Origin of the sequence: Exiguobacterium sp. SH5S13, assembly GCF_004337085.1 — a bacterium.
Classification (GTDB): domain Bacteria; phylum Bacillota; class Bacilli; order Exiguobacteriales; family Exiguobacteriaceae; genus Exiguobacterium; species Exiguobacterium aurantiacum_A.
Genome location: NZ_SJUS01000020.1, coordinates 25007 through 47446 on the forward strand (window position 1 = coordinate 25007; position 22440 = coordinate 47446).

General features: G+C 52.5%; 24 protein-coding genes and 1 other annotated feature. Of the genes, 16 read left to right on the forward strand and 8 right to left on the reverse strand.

Features of this window, described 5'->3' with window-relative positions; translation table 11 throughout:
- Nucleotides 1-37: 37 nt before the first annotated feature.
- Nucleotides 38-249: a binding site (T-box leader), on the forward strand.
- Nucleotides 250-302: 53 nt separating this feature from the next.
- Nucleotides 303-1985, forward strand: coding sequence for an arginine--tRNA ligase (gene argS, locus EVJ30_RS10765; protein WP_131469046.1), 1683 nt, complete (start codon nucleotides 303-305; stop codon nucleotides 1983-1985).
- A 40-nt stretch (nucleotides 1986-2025) separates the two neighbouring features.
- Here the strand turns inward: argS and EVJ30_RS10770 are convergent, their stop codons facing one another.
- Both EVJ30_RS10770 and EVJ30_RS10775 read right to left on the reverse strand, forming a co-directional pair.
- Entirely contained in the window at nucleotides 2026-2604 is a 579-nt protein-coding gene (locus EVJ30_RS10770) for a metallophosphoesterase family protein (protein ID WP_070329198.1), read from the reverse strand.
- Nucleotides 2601-3092 (reverse strand): YajQ family cyclic di-GMP-binding protein, encoded by a 492-nt coding sequence (locus EVJ30_RS10775; protein ID WP_034780837.1) that lies wholly within the window; start codon nucleotides 3090-3092, stop codon nucleotides 2601-2603. Before EVJ30_RS10775 ends, EVJ30_RS10770 begins: the two co-directional genes overlap by 4 nt.
- Nucleotides 3093-3161: 69 nt before the next feature.
- On the opposite strand from EVJ30_RS10775, the gene pulA reads away from it, so the two are divergent.
- Complete coding sequence (gene pulA, locus EVJ30_RS10780) at nucleotides 3162-5156, forward strand: type I pullulanase (protein WP_131469048.1); 1995 nt, start codon at nucleotides 3162-3164, stop codon at nucleotides 5154-5156.
- A 15-nt stretch (nucleotides 5157-5171) separates the two neighbouring features.
- Here the strand turns inward: pulA and EVJ30_RS10785 are convergent, their stop codons facing one another.
- On the reverse strand, nucleotides 5172-5336 hold the full coding sequence (locus EVJ30_RS10785; RefSeq protein ID WP_016509685.1) for a YycC family protein: 165 nt from the start codon (nucleotides 5334-5336) through the stop codon (nucleotides 5172-5174).
- Between the two features lie 139 nt (nucleotides 5337-5475).
- Between EVJ30_RS10785 and EVJ30_RS10790 the strand changes: the two genes are divergently transcribed.
- From EVJ30_RS10790 to EVJ30_RS10805, 4 genes are all read left to right on the forward strand, one after another.
- Complete coding sequence (locus tag EVJ30_RS10790; protein WP_131469050.1) at nucleotides 5476-6267, forward strand: hypothetical protein; 792 nt, start codon at nucleotides 5476-5478, stop codon at nucleotides 6265-6267.
- 102 nt (nucleotides 6268-6369) lie between these two features.
- Complete coding sequence (locus tag EVJ30_RS10795; RefSeq protein WP_131469052.1) at nucleotides 6370-8493, forward strand: MMPL family transporter; 2124 nt, start codon at nucleotides 6370-6372, stop codon at nucleotides 8491-8493.
- Between the two features lie 255 nt (nucleotides 8494-8748).
- The gene (locus EVJ30_RS10800) at nucleotides 8749-9384 is read left to right on the forward strand and encodes a YitT family protein (RefSeq protein WP_070329202.1); all 636 of its coding nucleotides are present in this window, start codon (nucleotides 8749-8751) and stop codon (nucleotides 9382-9384) included.
- 80 nt (nucleotides 9385-9464) lie between these two features.
- Nucleotides 9465-10187 (forward strand): YwiC-like family protein, encoded by a 723-nt coding sequence (locus EVJ30_RS10805; RefSeq protein WP_131469055.1) that lies wholly within the window; start codon nucleotides 9465-9467, stop codon nucleotides 10185-10187.
- 19 nt (nucleotides 10188-10206) lie between these two features.
- Here EVJ30_RS10805 and EVJ30_RS10810 read toward each other — a convergent pair whose 3' ends face one another.
- The 3 genes from EVJ30_RS10810 to EVJ30_RS10820 all read right to left on the reverse strand — a co-directional run bounded on the left by EVJ30_RS10810 (nucleotide 10207) and on the right by EVJ30_RS10820 (nucleotide 12009).
- Nucleotides 10207-11154 (reverse strand): DUF4003 family protein, encoded by a 948-nt coding sequence (locus EVJ30_RS10810; RefSeq protein WP_236636081.1) that lies wholly within the window; start codon nucleotides 11152-11154, stop codon nucleotides 10207-10209.
- Between the two features lie 90 nt (nucleotides 11155-11244).
- Complete coding sequence (locus EVJ30_RS10815; RefSeq protein WP_016509669.1) at nucleotides 11245-11676, reverse strand: type III secretion system chaperone family protein; 432 nt, start codon at nucleotides 11674-11676, stop codon at nucleotides 11245-11247.
- A gap of 66 nt (nucleotides 11677-11742) precedes the next feature.
- Nucleotides 11743-12009 (reverse strand): metal-sensitive transcriptional regulator, encoded by a 267-nt coding sequence (locus EVJ30_RS10820; protein ID WP_016509666.1) that lies wholly within the window; start codon nucleotides 12007-12009, stop codon nucleotides 11743-11745.
- Between the two features lie 283 nt (nucleotides 12010-12292).
- Here EVJ30_RS10820 and EVJ30_RS10825 point away from each other — a divergent pair, with 283 nt between their 5' ends.
- The 6 genes from EVJ30_RS10825 (at nucleotide 12293) to EVJ30_RS10850 (ending at nucleotide 18094) form a co-directional block, all read left to right on the forward strand.
- Nucleotides 12293-12598, forward strand: coding sequence for a rhodanese-like domain-containing protein (locus EVJ30_RS10825; RefSeq protein ID WP_016509667.1), 306 nt, complete (start codon nucleotides 12293-12295; stop codon nucleotides 12596-12598).
- Entirely contained in the window at nucleotides 12595-15060 is a 2466-nt protein-coding gene (locus tag EVJ30_RS10830; RefSeq protein WP_131469059.1) for a CoA-disulfide reductase, read from the forward strand. Before EVJ30_RS10825 ends, EVJ30_RS10830 begins: the two co-directional genes overlap by 4 nt.
- Before the next feature lie 183 nt (nucleotides 15061-15243).
- Entirely contained in the window at nucleotides 15244-16689 is a 1446-nt protein-coding gene (locus tag EVJ30_RS10835) for an alanine/glycine:cation symporter family protein (protein WP_131469061.1), read from the forward strand.
- A gap of 84 nt (nucleotides 16690-16773) precedes the next feature.
- Entirely contained in the window at nucleotides 16774-17229 is a 456-nt protein-coding gene (locus EVJ30_RS10840) for a hypothetical protein (RefSeq protein ID WP_131469063.1), read from the forward strand.
- Nucleotides 17230-17273: 44 nt separating this feature from the next.
- Entirely contained in the window at nucleotides 17274-17723 is a 450-nt protein-coding gene (locus EVJ30_RS10845) for a hypothetical protein (protein ID WP_131469065.1), read from the forward strand.
- 89 nt (nucleotides 17724-17812) lie between these two features.
- On the forward strand, nucleotides 17813-18094 hold the full coding sequence (locus EVJ30_RS10850; protein WP_131469067.1) for a hypothetical protein: 282 nt from the start codon (nucleotides 17813-17815) through the stop codon (nucleotides 18092-18094).
- A 71-nt stretch (nucleotides 18095-18165) separates the two neighbouring features.
- Here EVJ30_RS10850 and EVJ30_RS10855 read toward each other — a convergent pair whose 3' ends face one another.
- Nucleotides 18166-19209, reverse strand: coding sequence for a metal ABC transporter solute-binding protein, Zn/Mn family (locus EVJ30_RS10855; RefSeq protein ID WP_131469069.1), 1044 nt, complete (start codon nucleotides 19207-19209; stop codon nucleotides 18166-18168).
- Nucleotides 19210-19382: 173 nt separating this feature from the next.
- Between EVJ30_RS10855 and EVJ30_RS10860 the strand changes: the two genes are divergently transcribed.
- The 3 genes from EVJ30_RS10860 to EVJ30_RS10870 all read left to right on the forward strand — a co-directional run bounded on the left by EVJ30_RS10860 (nucleotide 19383) and on the right by EVJ30_RS10870 (nucleotide 21471).
- On the forward strand, nucleotides 19383-20318 hold the full coding sequence (locus EVJ30_RS10860) for an alpha/beta hydrolase (RefSeq protein WP_131469071.1): 936 nt from the start codon (nucleotides 19383-19385) through the stop codon (nucleotides 20316-20318).
- A gap of 66 nt (nucleotides 20319-20384) precedes the next feature.
- Nucleotides 20385-20984, forward strand: coding sequence for a histidine phosphatase family protein (locus EVJ30_RS10865; protein ID WP_131469073.1), 600 nt, complete (start codon nucleotides 20385-20387; stop codon nucleotides 20982-20984).
- 10 nt (nucleotides 20985-20994) lie between these two features.
- Nucleotides 20995-21471 (forward strand): DUF456 domain-containing protein, encoded by a 477-nt coding sequence (locus tag EVJ30_RS10870; protein WP_070329213.1) that lies wholly within the window; start codon nucleotides 20995-20997, stop codon nucleotides 21469-21471.
- Nucleotides 21472-21545: 74 nt separating this feature from the next.
- On the opposite strand, the gene EVJ30_RS10875 is transcribed toward EVJ30_RS10870, so the two are convergent.
- Nucleotides 21546-22019: a YwpF family protein gene (locus EVJ30_RS10875; protein WP_070329230.1), complete on the reverse strand. Its 474-nt coding sequence runs from the start codon at nucleotides 22017-22019 to the stop codon at nucleotides 21546-21548.
- Nucleotides 22020-22132: 113 nt separating this feature from the next.
- On the opposite strand from EVJ30_RS10875, the gene EVJ30_RS10880 reads away from it, so the two are divergent.
- Nucleotides 22133-22435: a hypothetical protein gene (locus EVJ30_RS10880; protein ID WP_016510524.1), complete on the forward strand. Its 303-nt coding sequence runs from the start codon at nucleotides 22133-22135 to the stop codon at nucleotides 22433-22435.
- Nucleotides 22436-22440 lie beyond the last annotated feature (5 nt).

Below are 22440 nucleotides of genomic sequence, written 5' to 3' on the forward strand. Positions count from 1 at the left end.
TATCCTCTATAATGAAGTTGCTTTTCAACCACATAGACGAAAGTCGATGAAAAAGAGAGTAACGATCGTTTAGTCAACAAAGCGACCTAGGGATTGGTGAGAGCCTAGGCTGACAAACATCGCGAAACGCACTTTTGAGATGCTATCCGAAGCGAGTAGGCGTAGCCGGGGGCCCCCCGTTATCACCATTAAAGTGGTCTGTGTAAAGCAGGCAAGAAGAGTGGTACCGCGGGCCAACCCGTCTCTTTGCATCTGTGCAAAGGGCGTTTTTTTTATGACTAGATTTGAAGGAGGAAATTTACATGAGTTATGAACGCAAGTATGCGGAGGCTCTGTCACGTGTCATCGGTGACGAACTCACGCTCGACCAGATTGAGGCATTGATTGAAAAACCAAAACATGAGGCGCACGGGGATCTCGCGTTCCCATGCTTCCAACTCGCCAAGGCGTACCGGAAAGCGCCGGTCATGATTGCGACTGACATCGCCGGTGAATTGAACGACGAACTGTTCACAAAAGTTGAAGCGGCCGGTCCATATGTGAACGTCTTCTTGAGCCGTGACGTCGTCTCGCAGGAAATCATTAACACGGTTCTCGACGAGCAAGCGGATTACGCGACGCATGCGACACGCAACGAGACGATTGTCACGGACTTCTCGTCACCTAACATCGCCAAACCGTTCTCGATGGGACACTTGCGCTCGACGGTCATCGGTAACGCCATCAACCAGATCGCTCGCAAAAACGGCTACAACGTCGTCGGTGTCAACCACCTCGGCGACTGGGGTACACAATTCGGGAAACTCATGGTCGCTTATAAGAAGTGGGGCGATGAGGAAGCGGTCCGGGCAAATCCGATCGCTGAGCTCTTGAAGCTATACGTTCACTTCCATGAAGAAGTGAAAACTCAGCCTGAGCTTGAAGACGAGGGCCGTGCTTGGTTCAAAAAGCTCGAGGACGGTAACGTTGAAGCGACCGAACTGTGGACGTGGTTCCGTGACGAGTCGCTCAAAGAGTTCCAAAAAGTATACGATCTCCTCGGTGTCGAGTTTGACAGCTTCCACGGTGAAGCGTTCTACAACGACAAGATGGACCGGATCGTCGCCATGCTCGAAGAGAAGAACCTGCTCGTCGAGAGTGAAGGGGCGATGGTCGTCTCGCTTGAAGACGAGAACTTGCCACCTTGCCTGATCACAAAGAAAGACGGCGCGACGCTTTACGCGACACGTGATTTGGCTGCGGCCGTCTATCGTCATGAGACGTACAACTTCGTCCAAGCGAACTACGTCGTCGGTGGCGAGCAGGCGCTCCACTTCAAACAGTTGTTCTCGGTACTCCGCAAGCTCGGTTACGACTTCGTCGACGGCATGCACCACGTACCGTTCGGCTTGATCTTGCAAGAAGGGAAGAAGATGTCGACACGTAAAGGCCGCATCGTCCTACTTGAAGAAGTATTGAAAGAAGCGATCGAGAAAGCGCAAGCGAACATCGAACAGAAGAACCCTGAGCTTCCAAACGCAGAGAACGTGGCTCGTATGGTCGGCGTCGGCGCCGTCATCTTCCACGATTTGAAGAACGAGCGCATCAACAACATCGAGTTCGACCTCGACAGCATGCTCAAGTTCGAAGGGGAGACGGGACCTTACGTGCAGTACACGAACGCACGGGCGAACTCGCTCCTCCGTAAAGGCAACTACGACGGTTCGACGTTCGCAGGTGCGGACGACGACCACACGTGGGGTGTCGTGACGATGCTCAACGCGTTCCCACACGTCATCACGCGTGCCCATGAGCGCCGTGAGCCGTCGATCATCAGCCGTTACGTCCTCGACTTGGCGCAATCGTTCAACAAGTATTACGGCCACGTCCGTGTGCTTGAAGAAGATGCGGGCAAACAATCGCGTCTCGCGCTCGTCAAAGCCGTGACGATCGTCTTGACGGAAGGACTCCGTTTAATCGGTGTTCAAGCTCCAGAAGAAATGTAAATACAACAAAAGGGACCTGCGAAAGGTCCCTTTTGTTGTGTCACGCCTTCATCCGCGTGACTGTTCGCGTCTTCGTATCATACAGACACCATTCTCGGTCGAAGATGACGGCGCCGACGTTGATGACGTAGCGCTTCTTCTTCAACTTGAACGGTGTCCCGATTTCCCAGGGAATCGAGCGGCCTTTCCGGTAGATGCCCGGAATATGACTATGCCCGATGAAGACGAGCGGGTACTTGCCTTTTTCGACGATCGGCTCCCAGTCGGCGCTCCACTCGATTTGGTGACCATGTAAGAACAGCGCCTCATCGAGTGTCGTCTGTTCAGGCAATAATGAGATGCGGGTCTTGACAGGGTGCGACACGATGAGCACTTCGTCAATCCGTTCTTCTTGGTTGCCGCGCAGGCTCGGGAACGTCAAGAGCGCCTCGTACTGCTCGTCAAACGTCATGACGTCAGAGACGTCATGAAACCGTTCGTTGCGCCGTTTTTTGCCGATATGGCACTCGTACAAGTCGCCGAGGCAGAGGATGTGCTCGGTCTCGCGCCTGACCGCCTTGAGGACGGCTTTCAAATCATCAAACGAACCGTGCGGGTCACTGATGATGGCGAGTTTCATCGGTAGTTCGTGAACTGGGCATCGACCGATAACTCGAGCTCACGGACGAGTTGCATGACCGCTTGTAGGTCATCCCGTGACTTGGCCGTCACACGAATTTGATCGTCTTGAATTTGCGATTTCACTTTCAACTTCGACTCTTTGATGGCGTTGTTGATCTTCTTGGCATCGTCTTTGTCGATTCCGCTCTTCAACTTGACACGTTGACGGACGGTACCGCCGAGTGCGCGTTCGATTTTTTGATAGTCGAGGTTTTTCGTCGGCACACCGCGCTTGATCAACTTCGAGATCATGACGTCTTTTAACTGTTCGAGTTTGTAATCGTCATCTGAGACGAGGACGAGGTCACCGTTATCGAGTGACATCTCACTCTTCGACCCTTTAAAGTCGTAACGGTTCAAAATTTCTTTTTCGGCGATTTGGATCGCGTTTTTCACTTCTTCGAGGTTCATTTCTGACACGATATCAAAAGAATTGTCTTTTGCCATGTTTCATCCATCCTTTGTATGGGTTTTGTTATAATGATAGCAGATTTGAAGCAGTGAAGGAGTGAAACGATGGAACATACAATCGATAGACAGACAAATGTAGACTTGGATCACGTTGCATATCATGGAAAAGACCTTGGGGTGACGTTTAAAAGTGAACTCATCCGTCTGCGGGTGTGGTCGCCGGTAGCCGAGCAAATGACAGTGAAGCTTTATCGTACGGCGCGGGCGCGTAAGTTTGATCGCATCGAGCTCGAACGGGCCGAAAAAGGGACATGGATGGTCGAGCTTGACCGGGCGCAATTCGAAGGTCAGTTTTACGTGTTCGAGGCAATCGTTGACGGCAAACGCATCGAATCCCTCGATCCGTATGCGAAAGTCGTCGGCGTCAACGGGAAGCGGGGCTGCCTGCTCGACCCGTCTTCAATCAACCCGGACCATTGGGTCAAAGAACGTCCGCTCTTCCACTCTTCGCAAGAAGCGGTCATTTATGAAGCACATGTGAGAGATTTGACGAGCCATCCGGATGGCGGTGTCATGCACCGTGGTAAATTCCTCGGGATGACCGAGGCCGGCACGAAGACGAAAAACGGATACCCGACAGCGCTCGACTACATCACAGCGCTCGGCGTGACCCACCTTCAACTTATGCCGTTCTTTGACTACGGTTCGGTCAACGAGTCGCGGGAAAGCGAGTCGAACTATAACTGGGGCTATGACCCGGTCCATTATTTCGCGGTCGAAGGTTCGTACGCCTCGACAGCGGATGACCCGGCCGCCCGTATCCTCGAATTGAAGGCGATGATTCAAGCGCTCCATGACCGCGGGATCCGCGTCATCATGGACGTCGTGTTCAACCATACGTATGACGCTTTGACGACACCGCTCGGCCAGTTCGTGCCGGACTACTACTATCGGTTGAACGAGGACGGGACGCTTGCCGACGGCTCGGAGTGCGGCAACGATACGGCGTCAGAGCGGGCGATGATGCGCAAGCTGATCGTCGAATGCGTCTCGTATTGGGCCAAAGAGTTTATGATCGACGGCTTCCGCTTTGATTTGATGGGGCTGCATGACGTCAAGACGATGAACCAAGTCCGCAAAGCACTCGACCGGATCGATCCCTCGATCCTCGTCACCGGAGAAGGCTGGGATCTCGATACACCACTGGCAGTTCGTAAGAAGGCAAACCAACACAACGCCCATAAAATGCCACGTATCGCCCAGTTCAACGATGCAATCCGGGACGGAATCCGTGGTGACGTGTTCATCGAAGACTTGCCGGGCTGGATCAGCGGCAACGCCGAGCTGACGGCTGACGTGAAGCGCGGGATCGCCGGTGCGGTCACGAGTCAAAGCTTCGCCGATGAGCCGAACCAAGTCGTCAACTACGTCGAATGCCATGACAACTTGACGCTTTGGGACAAACTTGCCGCCGCTAGTCCTGACGACAATGAGACGAAGCGCCGCCGCCGTCATCGTCTTGCGACGACGATCGTCCTGCTCAGTCAAGGCATTCCGTTCCTTCACAGCGGTCAAGAGTTTTTCCGCACGAAAGACGGGGACGAGAACAGTTTCAAATCGGGCGAGGTCATCAACCGATTGGACTGGACCCGGGCCGAGCAAGAGACGCCGAGCGTCGAATATGTGAAAGGCTTGATCAACTTACGCAAACAGTATCCGTTGTTCCGTCTCGAGAACACCGAACAGATTCGAAAGCACTTACGTTTCTTTGACGAAGAAGAAGGGATAATCGCCTACGAACTTCATCGTCACGTCGAAGGTTATGTCGAGCGTCATCTCGTCTACCATAACGGACTCGAAGTACCGGTCGACGTGAAGCTGCCAGCAGGCAAGTTCGAAGTTCATGTCGAGGACCATACCGTCAACTTGACGGCGCCACGCCTCGTCGAAGACCGGCACCTCACCGTCGCGCCGCTGTCGACGCTCGTCGTGACAGAACGCCGTCCGGATTACAGCAAGTACGCCGTCGCCGGTGGGGCTGCGCTTGCCATCCTTGGACTCTGGTACGTCGCGAAAAAACGGAAGAATAAACAAGGGTAACAAAAAAAGGAGACGTCATTCCGTCTCCTTTTCTTCGTTCGGCTCGGTCTTAGATGCTTCAAGCTCCATCATCTTCCGAACGAGGATATGTTTTGGCATATGCATGAGTTCTTCAAGCGGTACGTTCAACTTTTTGGCAAGCTCGACCGCCGTCTCGGGAGACAGTTGTAGTGGGCGCATGTGGTTTCTCCTTTCTAAATTCAGGTTTGCTACAGCCAGTATACAGCAAAAACGGACCGAGTGAGAATGTGTCGTGTGAACACATTCAAAATCGAAAAACCGTTCGGTCGTTGCTAAGCTGAAACTAGGAAGTGATCAAATGTACAAACAAGTAGCAGACTATCAGTTTCATCAGACGGTTGAATGGTTAGAGCGCGTCGGTGGAGGATGGATGTTGTATTTGGCGCAAACTGGATTTGTCTTTTTCGACGAAACGTTCCAAATCAGATGGGAACTCGAGTGGAAATCGGCACCTTGCGCACTATATATTGAACCACATGGAAAAAAAGCCGTCGCGCTGTTCCGAGACATGCAAACGTATGGAGTCATTGATTTAAAGCAAGGCATGATGGAGTGTCACCCAATCCCAAAAACGTTTCATGACGATTGGTTCAGCAATTTATGTCATTGGCGAGGAGACGATTTATTTCTCTACTCGGCGGAATCTGACATCGTGGCGTTAAACATGACCGACCACACGTTCCGCTATAGCCGCTATGAGGAGACGCCGGAGTTTGGCGCCATCATCGAGTTAGCCTATCATCCGATTTATGATTTTGAGCGGTTCACGGCCCCAGGCCTCGTCACGCTTTACGATGAATTGAATCAGCAATTCATGGTCGAGCAGGTCGAAGCGGGTGAACGATGGACGATTCCTTACGGCGGCGATTATGATACGGTTATCGTCGACCAGGTCGGTGCGACGACAGCGATTACGTCGATGACTTCGTTCCAGCTGTTCAAGCGTGACCGTCTGCTGTTTGCTTCTGACGTATGTGCCGAAAGTGAATTATTGAAAGTGATGTTGCTTGATGAGTCGGGAGACCGCCTCGTCGTATTATCGACGCCTCGACGATTTTGCCATAGTTGGCTACAAGTGTTCGAGCGTTGACGTTCCTGGACCGAATTCACGGTTCAGGATTTTTTTGCGAAGACTTGATGAAACTCGTGCGAAACGGGAACAGTCTTCTTAGATGGAGAGGGGTGGACTTGGATGGAACGGTTAGGTAAAAATTTGGTGCGGTGGCGCTTTTGGGTGGTCGCCGTGTGGACTGTGTTATTAGCGGTCTCGATTTACTTCGGATTGCAGTTGCCTGGGGAATTGCGAGGAAACGGGTTTGCGGTTCAAGATGGCCGCTTCGCGCAAGTGGAGGACACGTTGAACGATCGGTTCGACCGGGCCGGCGCTTCGATGATCGTCTTGCTTGAAGGCGGTGACTTAGAGACGGTCATGGCCGAACAAAAAACACGGCTCGAATCTGTTTCAGGCGTCGATGGCGTCATCACGCCAGCGGAGAACCCGGACGCGCGTTCAGGTGACGCCGCGTACTTCGTGCTCGAGTTCGAGGACCAGGAAGCGGCCGAGGCGGCGATTGCCGACGTTCGTGCTGAATTGATTCGAGATACGGACACGGAAGTCCGGTTGACCGGGGAGCCGGTCTTTGCCCAAGATTTGAACGAGGCATCGAAAAATGACTTGATCCGGGCCGAATTGATCGGGATCCCGGTCGCGCTCGTCGTCCTCCTGCTCGTCTTCGGGACACCGCTCGCCGCTTTCATGCCCTTATTCGTTGGACTGATCACGTTCATCGTCGCGGCGGGATCGCTCTTCTTCTTCACGCAGACGATGGAGCTATCGATTTTCGTATTGAATGCCGTCGCGATGATCGCGATTGCGCTCGGGATCGACTTCTCGCTCCTGCTCGTCAACCGTTACCGTGAAGAGCTCGCCAAAGGACTGTCACGGGAAGCGGCCATCGTCCGGACGGTCGCGACGGCAGGTCGCTCGATCCTGTTCTCAGGACTGTGCGTCTTCGTCGGGCTCGCCGGACTGTTGTTCATTCAAGTCGATGTGTTTCAAGCGATCGCGCTCGGTGCCTTGATTGCGGTCGCGGGTGCCGTCTTATCGGCGCTCACGCTCTTGCCGTCGGCGCTCTATATCTTCGGCGATGCCATCAATAAAGGACGTCTCATCAGAACGAACGAGACGCGCTCTGAAGTGCGCTGGCAAAAGTTGGCCCGGTTCGTCATGAAGCGTCCGGTCGTGATGACGCTCGTCGCGTTGCTCCTTTTGTTGCCGAGCCTTTGGTTCGTCCGCGACTTAGAACTGAACATCCCGGACGCCGATGCGCTCCCGACGTCGTACGAATCCCGGGCCGCCCTCGAGCGGTGGGACGATGTGTTCGGCGAGACGTCGACCGATGCGGTGCTGTTGTTTGAGACGAACGATTTGACCGACTCGATGATTCTTGACGAGTTGACAACCCTCACAGATGAGTTGAATGAAGACCCGATCGTCGACAACGTCACGACGTTCTTGACCGCATCAAATCTGACAGCTGCGGAATTCCAACAGCTCGTTCAAGTCGCCCCGGAACAGCTCGAGGCGTTTGAACGTCTCGTCACGCTCGAAGGGAATACCGACCTCGCGCTCGTCAACGTCAGCTTCGACGTGCCGCCGAGCGATAAAGCAGCGCAGGCGTTCGTCCGCGATTGGCGCGACCAAGGCTTCGACGTCGGCGGGCCGGCCGCCTTCAACGAAGAGATCTATGAAGAGATTTACGACAGCATCCCCTATGCGGTCGTGACCGTGATTTTAGCGACGATGGTCATCCTCATGTGGGCGTTCCGCTCGATCTTGATTCCAATCAAGGCGATCATCATGAACGTGCTCGGACTCGGGGCGACGTTTGGGTTGTTGGTCATCATCTTTGAGTCGGGCTACGTCTACGACGCCGAGACGATCAGTATTTTGACGCCGGTGTTCATCTTCTCGCTCGTTTTCGGCCTGTCGATGGACTACGAGGTGTTCCTCGTCTCACGGATCGAGGAGTATTACCGCGAGACCGGGGATAACGACTATGCGACCGAGATGGGGCTCGCTAAGACGAGCAAGATTATCACGTCGGCCGCGGTCATCATGATCGTCGTCACGGGCGCGTTCGCTTTCACCGGTGTCAGCCCGATCAAACAGCTCGGGGTCGGTATCGCGCTCGCCATCTTCATCGATGCGACGATCATCCGGATGTTGCTCGTCCCGTCCTTGATGAAACTGTTCGGCGACTGGAACTGGTGGTGGTTCGGGAAGAAGGATTTACCGAAACGTAATCTACACTAAATGTACATTTAATGAAATAGTCGCGAGAGTATGTTAAAATAGTCTCATGATTACGCGCAATTTGGGAAAGGAAGGTCTTTATGGACACCGAGAGGACATGGCCTCTGTTTCAATTGCCGGACTTCTAGCGTTGAGTTTTTACAGACGAACATCGATGTAAAAAATCAACAAACGGAAGATCGGAGATGGAACAGATGGAACCGCGGCTACGACTGAGGATCCTCCTCTCCGTTGAAAACGGGGAGGACAATCGGAATGAAACGAGTTGCTACCATAGTGCTCGGAACGCTGATCATGGCGTTCGGTTATTATTATTTGAATGAACAGTTTGGTTTGGCAGAAGGGGGCTTTGTCGGGTTAGCATTACTCGGCCGCTATTTATTTGATATCGATCCGGCGATCTCGATGATCGTACTCGACATCCCCTTCTTTTTAATCGCTCTTTGGTGGAAAGGCTGGCGCTTCGTCGGACAAGCCGTGCTTGCCGCGGCGTCACTTTCGCTCAGCTATGCGATGTGGGATCGACTCGACCTGTTGACGTTTGACATCCAGGTCTGGCCGGCGACACTGTTTGCTGCGATTGCGAGTGGGATTGTGACCGGCTACGGTCTCGGTCTCGTCTTGAAGTCAGGTGGAGCGACCGGAGGCGACGATTTATTCGCACTCGGTCTGTCAAAGTGGTCCGGCGTATCGGTCGGAACGATTCTCATCGCCTTCGATGTGGTTGTTCTTGCGATCTCGCTCATCTACTTGCCGCTCTCGAACGCGCTCTACACGCTCATCGCGGTCTCAATCGCGGGTCGTGTCGTCACGAAGATGTTGACGGAAGACGCTGTCGAAGTAGCCATACCAAGTGTGACCAAACTAACACCAAAAAACGATCTCGCCTGAGATCGTTTTTTGTTTTGTAAAATTTGTCACAGTTTTCCCCACGCCGTTCTTCTAAACTGATTATAGAAGGAGTGAGTCACATGAAATGGATGATTCCAAAACAGCACGGCGCCTGGTCGATGCTTATTTTACCGTTCTTACTCGGCGGCATCGTCGGAGGATGGACACTCGCGCACTTACCGTTCGCCATCGCTTGGTTGTTCGTCTACATGGGCACGTTTTTCTTGTTCCAATACGTGAAGCAACGGAAGAAGTCGGCTGAGCTGTTGCGAATGGTCGTGACGTATCTCGTGATTGCGACAGTCGCTGCCATTCCGGTGTTCATCACCGAGTGGCGTCTCGTCTGGTTCGTCCTCGCGATGATCCCGTTCGGTCTCGTCAACGCCTATTTCGCCAAAATCAAAGACGAGCGCAACGTCTGGAACGACGTCAGTGCCGTCACGTCATTTTGTATCGGTGGGATGGCGAGCTATTACTTGGGTGCGCAGACGTTGGGCGCGACGATCGTCTGGCTGTTCATCTTGCCGTACTTGTATTTCCTCGGCAGTATCTTTTACGTCAAGACGATGATTCGGGAGAAGAAGAGCGCGTTGTACCGGAACATCTCGTGGGGGTATCACCTCATGCTCGTCGCAGCGTTCATCGCGTTCGGCTATCCGCTGCTCGCGCTCGCATACGCGCCGAGCCTCGTCCGGGCGATCGTTTTCTACGGCAAAAAGATCCCGGTCATGAAAATCGGGATCTTTGAGATCGTGAACTCGGTGTTCGTTTTAATTTGTTTGAGCGCATATCTTTACACGTAGAAGGGGCAACCCTTCTTTTTTAGTCGCTTGACGACGTGCTCGCGATGATGGCGACGCTTGCTGCTGCCGAGGCTGCTTGTTGCATCGCCAGCAAATGAGCGAACGTCCCGTTCAGTAGCAGGTCGCTCGCATCTTCGGTAATATGTTCCGCGGCGACGAGTTGGATGGCGACGTTTAGTCCGTGCGTGTTGAACCAGCGTTGCTGCTCTTTTTCAGCGTTCGTGATGTCGAGGATCGCTTGTTCGTCTTGGTCGTTCGGTGCCGAGACGATCGAGAGCAAGGCGAGCGACGGTAGCTGCTCACTCTTGACGGTAAGCTGTTGGTTTTGTAGGCGGGTGCGCCAGTCTAAGAAGCGAGCGACGGCGTCGTCTCGGTCCAACTTGCTGAACATGAGCAAATGCGACACGAGCTGCAGTTCGTTCGAGCGTGGTAAGTGGATTTTCAGCGCCTCGTAATACGATTCGATGCGCTCGTTCAGTTCAGTGTGGTCGTCGAACGCTTGCACGAGGACGAGTGCCGACAGCAGATCCTCTTCACTCGTGAGCCACGGATGCTGGCGTTTAAATGCTTGATAGAGGGCGCTTGCCTCATCGAGCCTGCGTTCTGGTTCGTCGACGTTGATCAACTGGCTCGCGAGGAACGGCCGCAGCGCGCTGAAACGGAAATGTTTTCGGTCGAGCAGCGTGTCGAGACGAAGTGCTTCGTCAATCGCGGGGCCGACGTCTTCATACCTGGCGTCGAGAAACGATAACCAGACGAGGTTGTTGCTACCGCGAAATTTGGAGAACAAGCCGGTTTTCTGTTTGACGGCCGCCTGCGCCTGTTCAAACCGATTTGGATCGAACGGGGTGTCGTGGATGGCGTAGTTGACGGCCATCAAACGCCGGAAGTCGTCAGTGAGTGCCCACTTCGTCGCCGTTTTGATGGCTTCGAACGAATCGAGGTAACGGGTGTAACGAGTTAACATCAAAATCCCTCCTTCTCTGATTCATACGAACCGAATGGACATCACGTTTCAAAAAAAGCCGCCGCGGATTTATTCCGGGGCGGCTGCTTGTTATTGAACTTGCGTGTACAGTTTTTGCATGTACTCGTTCACTTCGTCGGCTGCTTGGAACATCATGAACGAATGTTGCAAGATGATTTCCGGTGAGAAGCCGAGGTCGAGGTCGAGCGTTGAAGCGAGCGTGACGTCACGGTCGCTGTCGAGCACGCAACGGAAGTACTTGAACTCTTGGTTGAACTCGTTCAATGCGTTGAGGATCGGTAGGTCTTCGACGTAGTCCGGCACGTGCGTCACTGTCGCGGCGTATAGCTCGGCGTCAGTCGTCTTTTTGTTGAAGGCGATAATCATAACGGGCTGGGCCCCAGATTTAGTCGTTTCACGCGTTAAAAACGTGACGTGTGTTTCGGTCTCGCTCTCTTTGAACGTCATGTTGCGTTCTGCGACGAGCGCTTTGAATGATTCTACTTTTTCTTCAAAGTTCACAAAGAAATCCCCCTTAAAAGTCGTTACTCTAACTTTCCCCCATTTGAGAGGGGAAAGCAAGGGGAACTAGCGTTTCATCAACATTTTGATGGCTTCTTCGACCGTTTCCGACGTATCTTCGCCATCTTGTTGCGCCGTGATGATGCACTGCTCCAAGTTCTTGGCGACGATGATCGTCGAGGCGCGGTCAAGTGCCGATCGGGCCGCGCTCAGTTGTGTCACGACGTCGCGACACTCCTTGCCTTCTTCCATCATGCGGATGATGGCCCGGATCTGGCCTTCGACCCGTTTCATCCGGTTCAACACTTTCGTGTCGTATTGATACTGTTCCATAAGTTTCACCTCTATATTCAAATCGTTCAGTAACCCAACTAGTATTGTGTAGTCTCATCTTAATACGTGGGGGAGTATGTGTCGAGCAACAACGTTTAAGCCGAAAAAAATCAAGTGTTTGCCGATTCGTCAAACATTTCCCTTGCAATCACATACCATAGGGGGTATATTAATGACGTGGAAGTGAATTGTTCAATGAATCACAAAGTTTATCGGACGCCCGCTACCAAGCTGATCATGAATACGTGAAATGACTATAGATAAAAAGGATGGGTAAACAAAGATGAAAGCATCGGCTTTAAAACGTCAAATGGACTTTGAAGTCCCTGTAAACATCGTCGACGTGCGCGAACGCGACGAGTTTCAAGAAGCACACATCGCGGGGGCGGCGAATTATCCGCTCTCTGAAATAACGGAGTGGATTGATACGCTCGACACAGACCAAGAGTACATCGTGCTCTGTCGTTCGGGCGCTCGCAGCACGCAAGCTACTTGGCAAATGGAAGCAAAAGGTTATAAAGTGGTCAATATAGAAGACGGCTTGATGAGCTGGCCTGGTGAAGTCGTCAAAGGAGGAAATGAGCAATGAGTAAAAAAATCGTAATTGTCGGTGGGGTAGCAGGTGGTGCTTCGGCAGCCGCACGTCTCCGTCGCTTAAATGAAGAAAATCAAATCGTCATGTTCGACCGTGGCGAATATATCTCATTTGCCAACTGTGGTCTCCCATACTACATCGGTGACGTGATTCAAGACCGTCAAAAATTGCTTGTCCAAACAGTTGAGGGCATGAACAAACGGTTCCAACTCGATATCCGCAACTTGACGGAAGTGATGAAAATCAACCGCGCTGAGAAGACGGTGACGGTGAAACATGTCCAGACGGGTGAAACGTACGATGAGTCATACGACGTCCTCGTCTTGTCGCCTGGAGCGAAACCGATTCGTCCGAACATTCCTGGAATCGAGGAAGCAGAAGATATCTTCACGCTCCGAAATATTCCGGATACAGATAAAATCCGTAGCTACGTCGATGACAAGGCACCGAAACACGCGACAGTCATCGGAGGCGGCTTCATCGGAATCGAGATGGCTGAAAACTTACGTGAACGCGGCGTTGACGTGACGCTCGTCGAAATGGCGGATCAAGTCATGACACCGCTCGACCGTGAGATGGTCGCACCAATCCATGAACATATGCGTCTCCATGGCGTGGACCTCCAATTGTCAGACGGCGTGTCGTCGTTCTCTGATCAAGGGAAGAAGATTCATTTGACGAGCGGCCGTGTCATTGAAACGGACATGGTTGTCATGTCGATCGGGGTCATTCCTGAATCGACGATCGCCCGAGAAGCCGGTCTTGAGACGGGCACACGTGGCGCGATTCGTGTCAACGAGAAGATGCTCACATCGGACCCGAACATCTATGCGATCGGGGACGCGGTCGAAGTGCTCGACTATATCTTCAAAGAGCCAACGGTCGTTCCGCTCGCATGGCCAGCCAACCGTCAAGGACGCCTCGTTGCCGACATCATCAACGGCCGCGACGTGAAGTACAATGGGACGATGGGTACCGGGATCGCAAAAGTGTTCGACATGACTGTCGCTTCGACAGGATGGAACGAGAAACGTTTGAAAGCGGCCGGCAAAGAGTTTGAAGCCGTCCACGTGCACCCAGGTTCACACGCAGGCTACTACCCAGGATCGACTCCAGTTTCACTCAAACTGTTGTTCCATCCGACAACGGGTGAAATCTACGGTGCTCAAGGTGTCGGGATGAACGGTGTCGATAAACGGATCGACGTCATCGCGACAGCAATCAAAGGTGGTTTGACGGTCCTCGACCTGCCAGACCTCGAACTTAGCTACGCACCGCCGTTCAGCTCGGCGAAAGATCCGGTCAACATGATCGGTTACGTCGCCTCGAACGTCATCCTCGGTGACAACGAAGTCGTGCATTGGGACGAGATTGACGCATTGGTCGAGAGCGGCGCGACACTCCTTGACGTCCGTGACGAGTCTGAGCATGAGCTCGGGAAAATTCCTGGGTCGATCAACATCCCGCTCAACTCGCTCCGTGACAACTTGGACAGCTATAGTAAAGACGAGACGATCTACGTGACGTGTCAAGTCGGCCTTCGTGGCTACCTGGCTTCACGCATCTTGCGCCAAAATGGCTTCAAAGTGAAAAACTTGAGCGGTGGCTACAAGACGTGGTCACAAGTACGACGTGATTTTGACGCGCTCGAGACAGGTGAAACGGCAGATGAGACTGCTGCGACAGCAACGAAGGAGGCACCACCCGCAATGACGAATGAACCAGTCGGAGAACCGATTTTCCTTGATACATGTGGTCTTCAATGCCCGGGCCCGATTTTAGAAGTAAATAAAAAAGTGGCAGAGCTCGGCGAAGGCGAGACGCTCCGCGTCCTCGCAAGCGATCCTGGTTTCTTCGCAGACATCGAAGCATGGGCGAAAAAGACGGGCAATAAACTCGTCTCGAAACAGTTCGTAAACGGTCGCGTCGAAGCGATCCTTCAAAAAGGCAACGGCCCTGCGGCCGCCCAAGCAGGAGCACCAGCCGGCGACGGCGCTTCGATGGTCGTCTTCAGCGGAGACCTCGACCGTGCCCTCGCCTCGTTCATCATTGCTCAAGGCGCAGCGGCAATGGGGAAAGAAGTGACGATGTTCTTCACATTCTGGGGATTGAACGTCATTCGTAAACCGGACGCACCTGACGTGAAGAAGCAAGGTCTCGAGAAGATGTTCGGCATGATGATGCCTTCGCATGCTGGAGAACTTCCGCTCTCGAACATGAACTTCGGTGGGGTTGGCCAGAAAATGATGAAGAAAGTGATGAGTGACAAAAACGTGCCATCACTTGACCAAATGATTAAATCGGCACAAGAAGCAGGCGTCAAGATGGTCGCTTGTACGATGTCGATGGATGTCATGGGAATCAAAGAAGAAGAGTTGATCGACGGCATCAATCTCGGCGGTGTGGCAGCATACCTCGGGGCAGCTGAAGGCGGCAACTTGAACCTGTTCATCTAAGTAAATCAAGCAATCAGAGCGACTGGCCATGGGCCGGTCGCTTTTTCTATTGTTTGGGTGTGAAACTTGAAAATTGCTGAAAAAGATTGCATTCTCCGCACACTTTTCCTATAATTCTAATCATGTTAAGAAAGTTGACATAACTTTTACTTATAACTAAACATACATTTTGGAGGATTGAAGATGGAGAATATGATCGAAAAGTTTGTTGGGCAAGCGAACGACCTGCTCTGGTCGTCGGTGCTCATCGTCGTTCTTGTCGCGTTAGGCCTTTACTTCACGATTCGCATGGGGTTCGTTCAGTTCCGTATGCTTCCTGAAATGTTCCGCCTCTTGTTCAAAGACGGCATGAAGCGTGAAAAAGGACAAGTGTCTTCGTTCCAAGCGTTCGCCATCGGGACGGCAGCACGTGTCGGAACAGGCAACATCGCCGGTGTCGCGACAGCGATCGCGCTCGGTGGTCCGGGAGCTGTCTTCTGGATGTGGATCATCGCTTTAGTCGGTTCCGCCTCGGCGTTCGTCGAGAGCACGCTCGCACAGGTCTATAAAATTCGAGATGGCCGTACATGGCGCGGGGGACCGGCTTACTACATGGAGCGTGCCCTCGGGCAACGGTGGCTCGGCATCTTGTTCGCCATCCTCATCACGTTCTCGTTCGGTTTTGCTTTTAACTCGGTCCAATCGAACACAATTTCGCTTTCGATGAGCAACCAGTTCGGGGTCAGCCCGACAACGGTCGGTCTCGTGTTGGCTGCCATCACAGCAATTGTCATCTTCGGCGGCATCCAATCGATTGCGATGTTATCAAGTATAATCGTTCCAATCATGGCCGGCGGTTACATCCTGCTCGCTTTGTGGATCATGATTTCAAACGCTTCGCTATTGCCGAGCGTGTTCGGTCTCATCTTCTCTGAAGGTGTGCTCGGTCTCGAGCAACTGTTCGGCGGGGCGATCGGGGCGATGGTCCTTCAAGGTATCCGTCGCGGTCTGTTCTCGAACGAAGCGGGTATGGGGTCGGCTCCGAACGCGGCAGCGACTGCTGAAGTATCACACCCGGTCAAACAAGGCTTGATCCAATCGTTCAGCGTCTTCGTCGATACACTCATCATCTGTACGTCGACAGCGATGATCATCTTGTTGTCAGGTGTGGCTGGTTCGGATTCGTTCGCAGGTGTCGAATTGACACAAGCGGCGCTCACGGCTGAAATCGGTCCGATGGCGACATCGTTCCTGACGATTGCGATCTTCTTGTTCGCGTTCAGCTCGATCCTAGGAAACTACTACTACGGTGAGACGAACATTCAGTTCATCTCGAATAAAAAGATTTATGTCACGCTCTACCGCATCGGTGTCGTCGGGATGGTCCTCTTCGGAGCTGTCCGTTCGGCCGGTCTCGTCTGGTCGATCGCCGACGTGTTCATGGGACTCATGGCACTCGTCAACTTGTATGCGATTTTCCGTCTCGCGAAAGTCGCACGGCTCGTGCTCGACGATTATTTAGAGCAACGCCGTCAAGGAGACGATCCGGTATTTTATGCTGACTCGATCGAAGACCTGCCTGGTCGTGAATATTTAGAGGCTTGGGATAACGAGGAAGAAGAAGTCAAAACGGGTACGTTCCGTTCATAAGCAACAAACCGTCTACGAATCTACGTAGGCGGTTTTTTTGCGTCTGAAAGAAGGGTAAAGTGAAGAAAAGGGGGGCGTTCACTCATGGAGACGACACATTATATACGCATTTCCCCGGAAGTATGGGTCTCGTTCGGTCAAGATCCGGAGATGATTCTAGACTGGTTGCTTCACGTGCACGAGCAACACCGTGACACGTACGAGACGTTGACGCTTCCAAATATTGAACGGTTTCAACAAATACTCGGTCAAATCGAAGTGTATATCGACGGGAATGACACGTATAACTTGGAGATGGCCGTCATTGGGGAAGAGTTGGTCGTCAATGAGAAGCAAGCGGTCGTCGTCGGGATTTTGACGCCGCAGCTGCTTCATATCGTCAAAGACGCGATGAACGCCTTCGAAAAAGAAGATGTCGGAGAGATGGCGCTAGTGAATCGTGACAGTCTCGATGACATTTGGCTCAAATGGACACTGTTGAAGCGCTTCTGTGACGAGGCGAGCGAGCGGGATGAGCTCGTGTTGATTTATTATGAATGATATTGTCTGAATGGTATAATATTGAAAACCTGGAGGTAAGCTAAGTGGGCAATTTCTTTGTTAATTTGGCTTTGTTCTATATGATGGTTAGCCCCGCGTTTGCATATCGAGTCGGCCGAAAACGCGTTGCAAGGATGAATATTATAACGCTTTTGCTTTATATCGTGAGCTGGGGATATGTCCTTGAAGCGGGGACCCCTTCCGAACATCCTGTCTCGATACTTTGGGGTGTCTTGCTGTTCCTGAATCTTTTATTGGCTGTGATTACTAGCGCGATGTTCTTATATGAACGTCGGCCAAACCGTTCTTTGTTGTACATCGGTGTCACGGCGATCATTTTCTTTTTAGGAAGCTTGCTAGTCACTTATAGTCTCGATTCACGTGACATACTGTGGGAGATGTTGCTACAAGCGAGTATGACGACAGTCGTACTTTTTGTCACAAGCGTCATCTGGATTCGGCTGCGCCAGGTTGATCGACAGCCGGAGATGTAAAAAGCCCGACGTCATAGCGTCGAGCGGTGCTGTGAACTGCTTGGGGGGCATTGATTTAAAGTACTTATTATTCTATGGAGGTTCGCTGAATGTTATCTTGGTTAGGCATAACTAATGCAGATAAAACCGATAAAACTGAACGTCAGTTTTTTGGAAATGTGAAGAAAAAAACTATAACTTTAATTCTACTTACAGCTTTAATAGCACTTTATGGCGTTAAGGCTTTTTTAACTTACCTAATCCCAGCATCATATCTGGACGATGCACTCGTCGCCGTCCTACCAGGTACTGTAGGAGTTTTGGTTTCTTTAGTCTACGTCCTAATCTTAGAAAGAGTCCTACAAGATGAGGTCGACAACACCGAACGCTAGTAAGAGGGGCAGGTGTAATACCATTCAGACAACAAAAGCTCGACGCAACGGCGCCGAGCTTTTGTTCTGTCTTATTTCAATGCGATTTCAAGCGCTTTGACGTTCTCGCGCATCAAGTCGAAATAGCTTTGGTCCATCTGTTCTTTCGTGACCGATTCAAGGTTGTAAATCGTCACCGCTTCGGCACCGATTTCATTTTTGACGACTTCGGCCACTTTCGGTGTCACCGTGTCCTCGAACGCGATGTACTTCAAGTCATGGAGCTTTGCCTCTTCGATGACCCGCTTGAGCGCTTGCTGTGACGGTTCTTCAGACGGCGTGAGACCAGTGATCGGAAGCTGGTCGAAACCGTATCGTTCCGCCAAGTAGCCATAAGCCGCGTGCGTCACGAGGAGCTCTGACTTCGAACCGGCGTCGACAGCCGCTTGCAGCTCGGCATCGAGCGCGTCGGCTTCTTCTTTGAATGCGCTCAACCGATCTGCGAATTCGTCTTTATAGTCAGGCGCTTGCTCGGCGAACGACGCTTCGACCGCTTCTGCCATCGAGACGGCGTTCATCGGATCGAGCCAGACGTGCGGGTCGTATTGGCCGTGATCGTGACCGTCGTCCTCGCTGTGGCCTGCTTCTTCTTCCGTATGCCCATCTTCCTCGTGGCCATGCTCGTCTTCTTCATGGGCATGTTCGTCTGCTTCGTGGCCGTGCTCATCCTCACCGTGAACGTGGACGGTATCGTCAGCCGAGAGCAGAGCGATGTCTTCCGCGGTCTTCACGAACGTGACGTCCTCACTCGCGAGACTCTGCTCCATCGCCTCGACGTACGGCTCAAGGTCATGACCGATCGTGAGGAATAGATCAGCTTCCGCGATCTGTGTCATCTGTTTTGAAGTCGGCTCGTACGTGTGCGGGTCGGCACCTGGCGGGATCACCATCTCAACGCGGACGCGGTCGCCCCCGATCTCTTCGGCAATCGATTTTAAGGCGAATGTCGACGCGTATACCGTCAACTGATCGCTCGATTCGTCTGTAGCATTTGTAGCATTGCTCTCTTCGTTGTTGGCGCAACCGCCGAGTAAAAGTGTCCCGGCCGCGGCGACGCTCATTAATTTCTTGTTCATGTATTATTCCGCCTCTCATTCTCTATATCAACTATTAAACCGTAACGGTTACGCTCTGTAACTGCGTCTAATATTATAGGGGGCAGTCAAGCACACGTCAAGTCCGACTTCCGATGGATGGTTTTTAAAGAAAAAGGGAATATGATTAAAAAAAGAGCGAGGAGTGGATTTGTATGAGAAAGGAGACCGCCTGGTTTGTCGGGGGCGCTGCGTTAGCGGCGGCGACCGCGGCCGGGGCGAGCGTTTGGAATCAGTACGGTTCGCTCGTTAGATGGCAAGAACCAGAGATGACGGTTCGCCCGTCTATACGCAAACGACGAACCCACACGTACAAGGTCGTCAACGACCAACCGCTCCAATTCGATATATACTACCCACCGGGCGATGGACCGTTCCCGGTCGCCGTCTACGCGCACGGTGGCGCGTTCGTCCGCGGAGGCCGAGGCATGGTGACGTTGTTCCATCCCCTTCTCGATCATTTCTTGGGGAAAGGGTTCGCCATCGTCAGCATCGACTATCGCCTGTTCGAGGACGGTGTCTACTTCCCGGACAACATCATCGACGTGTCCGACGCGCTTTGTTACTTGAAACAACATGACGGGCTCCTCAATCTCGACATCAATCGATTGATCGTCTGGGGCGACTCGGCGGGTGCGGCGCTCGTCCTCGCGACGGCGCTCGACCGGAGTAAACAGTTCACAGGTGAACTCGGTGACGACGTACCGCCGGTGAAAGGGGTCATCGCGCTGTATCCGCCGACGAACTTCCTCTTGTTCAAGTTCATCCAGACGTGGCTTGCGCACTTGAAGTTTTACGAGGGCAGTCGCGAGACGTGGCGTGAATTGATGGTGAAATGTTCACCGGTCACACATCTGTATGACGACGCGCCGCCGATTCTCATCTTGCACGGTAAAAAAGACCCGATCGTCCCGTTCGGGCAAGCGCTCCATTTCGTCGAGCACGCCAGTGAGGTCGGGGCGAACGTCCAGCTCATCTCGTTCCCGAACGGTACCCACTCGCTTGCAAGTTTTCTCCAATCCGATAATCCGATTAAAGAAACACAGCTCATGGCCCGCATCGATCGTTTCATCGACGATGTCTTGACGTGACGTTGCGCTTTTTTAGAAAGATGTTACGATTGGAAAAGATTTAACGATTACGAAGGAGTGAAGAGTGTGACGGAACTTTGTTTAGTCCGACATGGTCAGACAGATTGGAATTTTCAAGAAATCATTCAAGGACGGGAAGATATCCCGCTCAACGCGCTTGGACATCGCCAAGCCGAAGAGAGCGCGGCTTTTTTAAGTCAAGAGAACTGGGACGTGATCGTCGCGAGCCCGCTCACGCGAGCAATCGAAACGGCCCATTACATCGCGGAGGCGTGCGGCATCAGTCCGGGCGAGATTATTCATGACGAACGGTTCATCGAGCGTGAGTTCGGCCATGCGTCAGGCAAACCGGTGCCGGGTATTTACGAGGCAGTTCAAGCGGACGATCAGGAACGGGTTCCGGGTCTTGAGTCGGAAGACGAGATGCGGGCCCGGGTGCTTGAAGGGATGGAACATCTCGTCGAGGCGCATAAAGGGAAGCGGATTATCGTCGTCTGCCATTCGCATGCGATCAAAGCCGCCCTATCGGCGGTCGATGACACGTACACGTTCCGCCATGCCATGCGGAACGCCTGCTCGAACTATATCGAACGTCGTGAAGATCAGTTCGTCGTAAAGGCCGTGAACGTCGCCGATCATATTACGAACGAGATCGTCACGAAGTGAGGAGAAGCTCATGACAACATTGCTCTGGATTTTCATCATCGCATCATTTGTTGTCGCGTTCGCGGGATTGATCTATCCGGTCATCCCGAGCGTGCTGTTCTTATTCATCGGTTATGTGATTTACGGATTCGGGTTCTCGTTTGAACCGCTCACATGGACGTTTTGGCTCTGGCAAATCCTGTTCTTGATTTTCTTGTTTGCGGTCGACTACATCGTCACACGGGCGACAGTCGACAAGCGCGGCGGCTCGGAACGGGCGAAGTGGGGCGCGACCATCGGTTTGATTGCCGGACCGTTCATCTTCCCGCTCGTCGGTGTACTCATCTTCCCGTTCATCTTTGCGTTTTTAGCGGAGCTCACGCTCGGCAAAACGACGCGCGAGGCGTGGAGCATCGGCGTCGGGACGGTGCTCGCATTCCTTGGTAGCACCGTGCTCAAAGTCATCGGGATGACAATGATGGTCATCTTGTTTTTCATGTATATCTAAAGGCGGAGAAAATTCTTCGTCTTTTTTGGTTGAGCCGTTTACAAAAACGGGGAAAGAAAAACAAGACCGTTCGCTTATTCGAACGATCCTGTCTTGACGAGCTGGGTGAAGGCAGAGCGGCTGAACGACTGTTGCTGCTCGACTTGTTTTTCGAAGAACGACGGTTTGAGATTGGCGTCCGCCACCCCTTCTGAGATCAAGGAGTCGAGAACTTGTTTCGTCGGATCTTGTTTTGGCAGGAGCATCAACCCTTCAGCGACGAACGTGTGATGGTTCGATAGCGAACGCTCGCTCGTGAACGTCATCGCGATGGCCGCGGGACGGTTGTTGGCCGAGGTGATGACCGCCTCTGCTAAAAGAAGGATCCGTTTGTTCAAATAGTGGTGGAGCATGACAGCAAATTCGGTCGGGACGAGCATTTCGAGGAGCCATTCATTATCGTGTTCTTTCGAGATGATCAACCCGTCGAGCAGCTCGATCGGGAGGTTTAACTCGTTGCCGTACTCGTCTTGGACGAGGCGGACTTGGACCAGACGGAACGTTTTCATCGTATCGATCCCTTCCACGTTTTCTTTAACTCATCTTAACATAGTCTGATTCGAAGATTGTGTTACGATAACGGGGAAGCGACGTGAATATCAGAGGATAAGGAGGCATCACAATGAGTTGGATTGTTGGCATAATCGGATATATCACGATCCTAGCAATCGGTTATTACGGTGTCCTTTTCTTCAAAGTAAAGCAAGAACGGAGTCGAGCCGGGTATCGCATCTTTCTTTTGCTCGCGGGACTGTTCTTCGTGAGTGGGAGTGACTATATCATCGCCTTGTTCCGGGGGGACACGGAGGCGACGTTTTGGCAGCGGACCATCTATTTCATCTTGATTTTGATTTCCCTTTCGATCGCACTTTACTTTCGGAGAAAAGAAGATAAACTCCACGCGCACGAAATGACGACGGCATAAACAAA

Coding starts and splice junctions, on each gene's coding strand:
- EVJ30_RS10870 (WP_070329213.1), top strand. CDS start 20,995: ATGACAACATTGCTCTGGATTTTCATCATCGCATCATTTGTTGTCGCG.
- EVJ30_RS10840 (WP_131469063.1), top strand. CDS start 16,774: ATGGAGACGACACATTATATACGCATTTCCCCGGAAGTATGGGTCTCG.
- EVJ30_RS10795 (WP_131469052.1), top strand. CDS start 6,370: ATGGAACGGTTAGGTAAAAATTTGGTGCGGTGGCGCTTTTGGGTGGTC.
- EVJ30_RS10880 (WP_016510524.1), top strand. CDS start 22,133: ATGAGTTGGATTGTTGGCATAATCGGATATATCACGATCCTAGCAATC.
- EVJ30_RS10805 (WP_131469055.1), top strand. CDS start 9,465: ATGAAATGGATGATTCCAAAACAGCACGGCGCCTGGTCGATGCTTATT.
- EVJ30_RS10800 (WP_070329202.1), top strand. CDS start 8,749: ATGAAACGAGTTGCTACCATAGTGCTCGGAACGCTGATCATGGCGTTC.
- argS (WP_131469046.1), top strand. CDS start 303: ATGAGTTATGAACGCAAGTATGCGGAGGCTCTGTCACGTGTCATCGGT.
- EVJ30_RS10790 (WP_131469050.1), top strand. CDS start 5,476: ATGTACAAACAAGTAGCAGACTATCAGTTTCATCAGACGGTTGAATGG.
- EVJ30_RS10785 (WP_016509685.1), bottom strand. CDS start 5,336: ATGCGCCCACTACAACTGTCTCCCGAGACGGCGGTCGAGCTTGCCAAA.
- EVJ30_RS10820 (WP_016509666.1), bottom strand. CDS start 12,009: ATGGAACAGTATCAATACGACACGAAAGTGTTGAACCGGATGAAACGG.
- EVJ30_RS10775 (WP_034780837.1), bottom strand. CDS start 3,092: ATGGCAAAAGACAATTCTTTTGATATCGTGTCAGAAATGAACCTCGAA.
- EVJ30_RS10830 (WP_131469059.1), top strand. CDS start 12,595: ATGAGTAAAAAAATCGTAATTGTCGGTGGGGTAGCAGGTGGTGCTTCG.
- EVJ30_RS10770 (WP_070329198.1), bottom strand. CDS start 2,604: ATGAAACTCGCCATCATCAGTGACCCGCACGGTTCGTTTGATGATTTG.
- EVJ30_RS10825 (WP_016509667.1), top strand. CDS start 12,293: ATGAAAGCATCGGCTTTAAAACGTCAAATGGACTTTGAAGTCCCTGTA.
- EVJ30_RS10875 (WP_070329230.1), bottom strand. CDS start 22,019: ATGAAAACGTTCCGTCTGGTCCAAGTCCGCCTCGTCCAAGACGAGTAC.
- pulA (WP_131469048.1), top strand. CDS start 3,162: ATGGAACATACAATCGATAGACAGACAAATGTAGACTTGGATCACGTT.
- EVJ30_RS10810 (WP_236636081.1), bottom strand. CDS start 11,154: ATGTTAACTCGTTACACCCGTTACCTCGATTCGTTCGAAGCCATCAAA.
- EVJ30_RS10835 (WP_131469061.1), top strand. CDS start 15,244: ATGGAGAATATGATCGAAAAGTTTGTTGGGCAAGCGAACGACCTGCTC.
- EVJ30_RS10855 (WP_131469069.1), bottom strand. CDS start 19,209: ATGAACAAGAAATTAATGAGCGTCGCCGCGGCCGGGACACTTTTACTC.
- EVJ30_RS10860 (WP_131469071.1), top strand. CDS start 19,383: ATGAGAAAGGAGACCGCCTGGTTTGTCGGGGGCGCTGCGTTAGCGGCG.
- EVJ30_RS10850 (WP_131469067.1), top strand. CDS start 17,813: ATGTTATCTTGGTTAGGCATAACTAATGCAGATAAAACCGATAAAACT.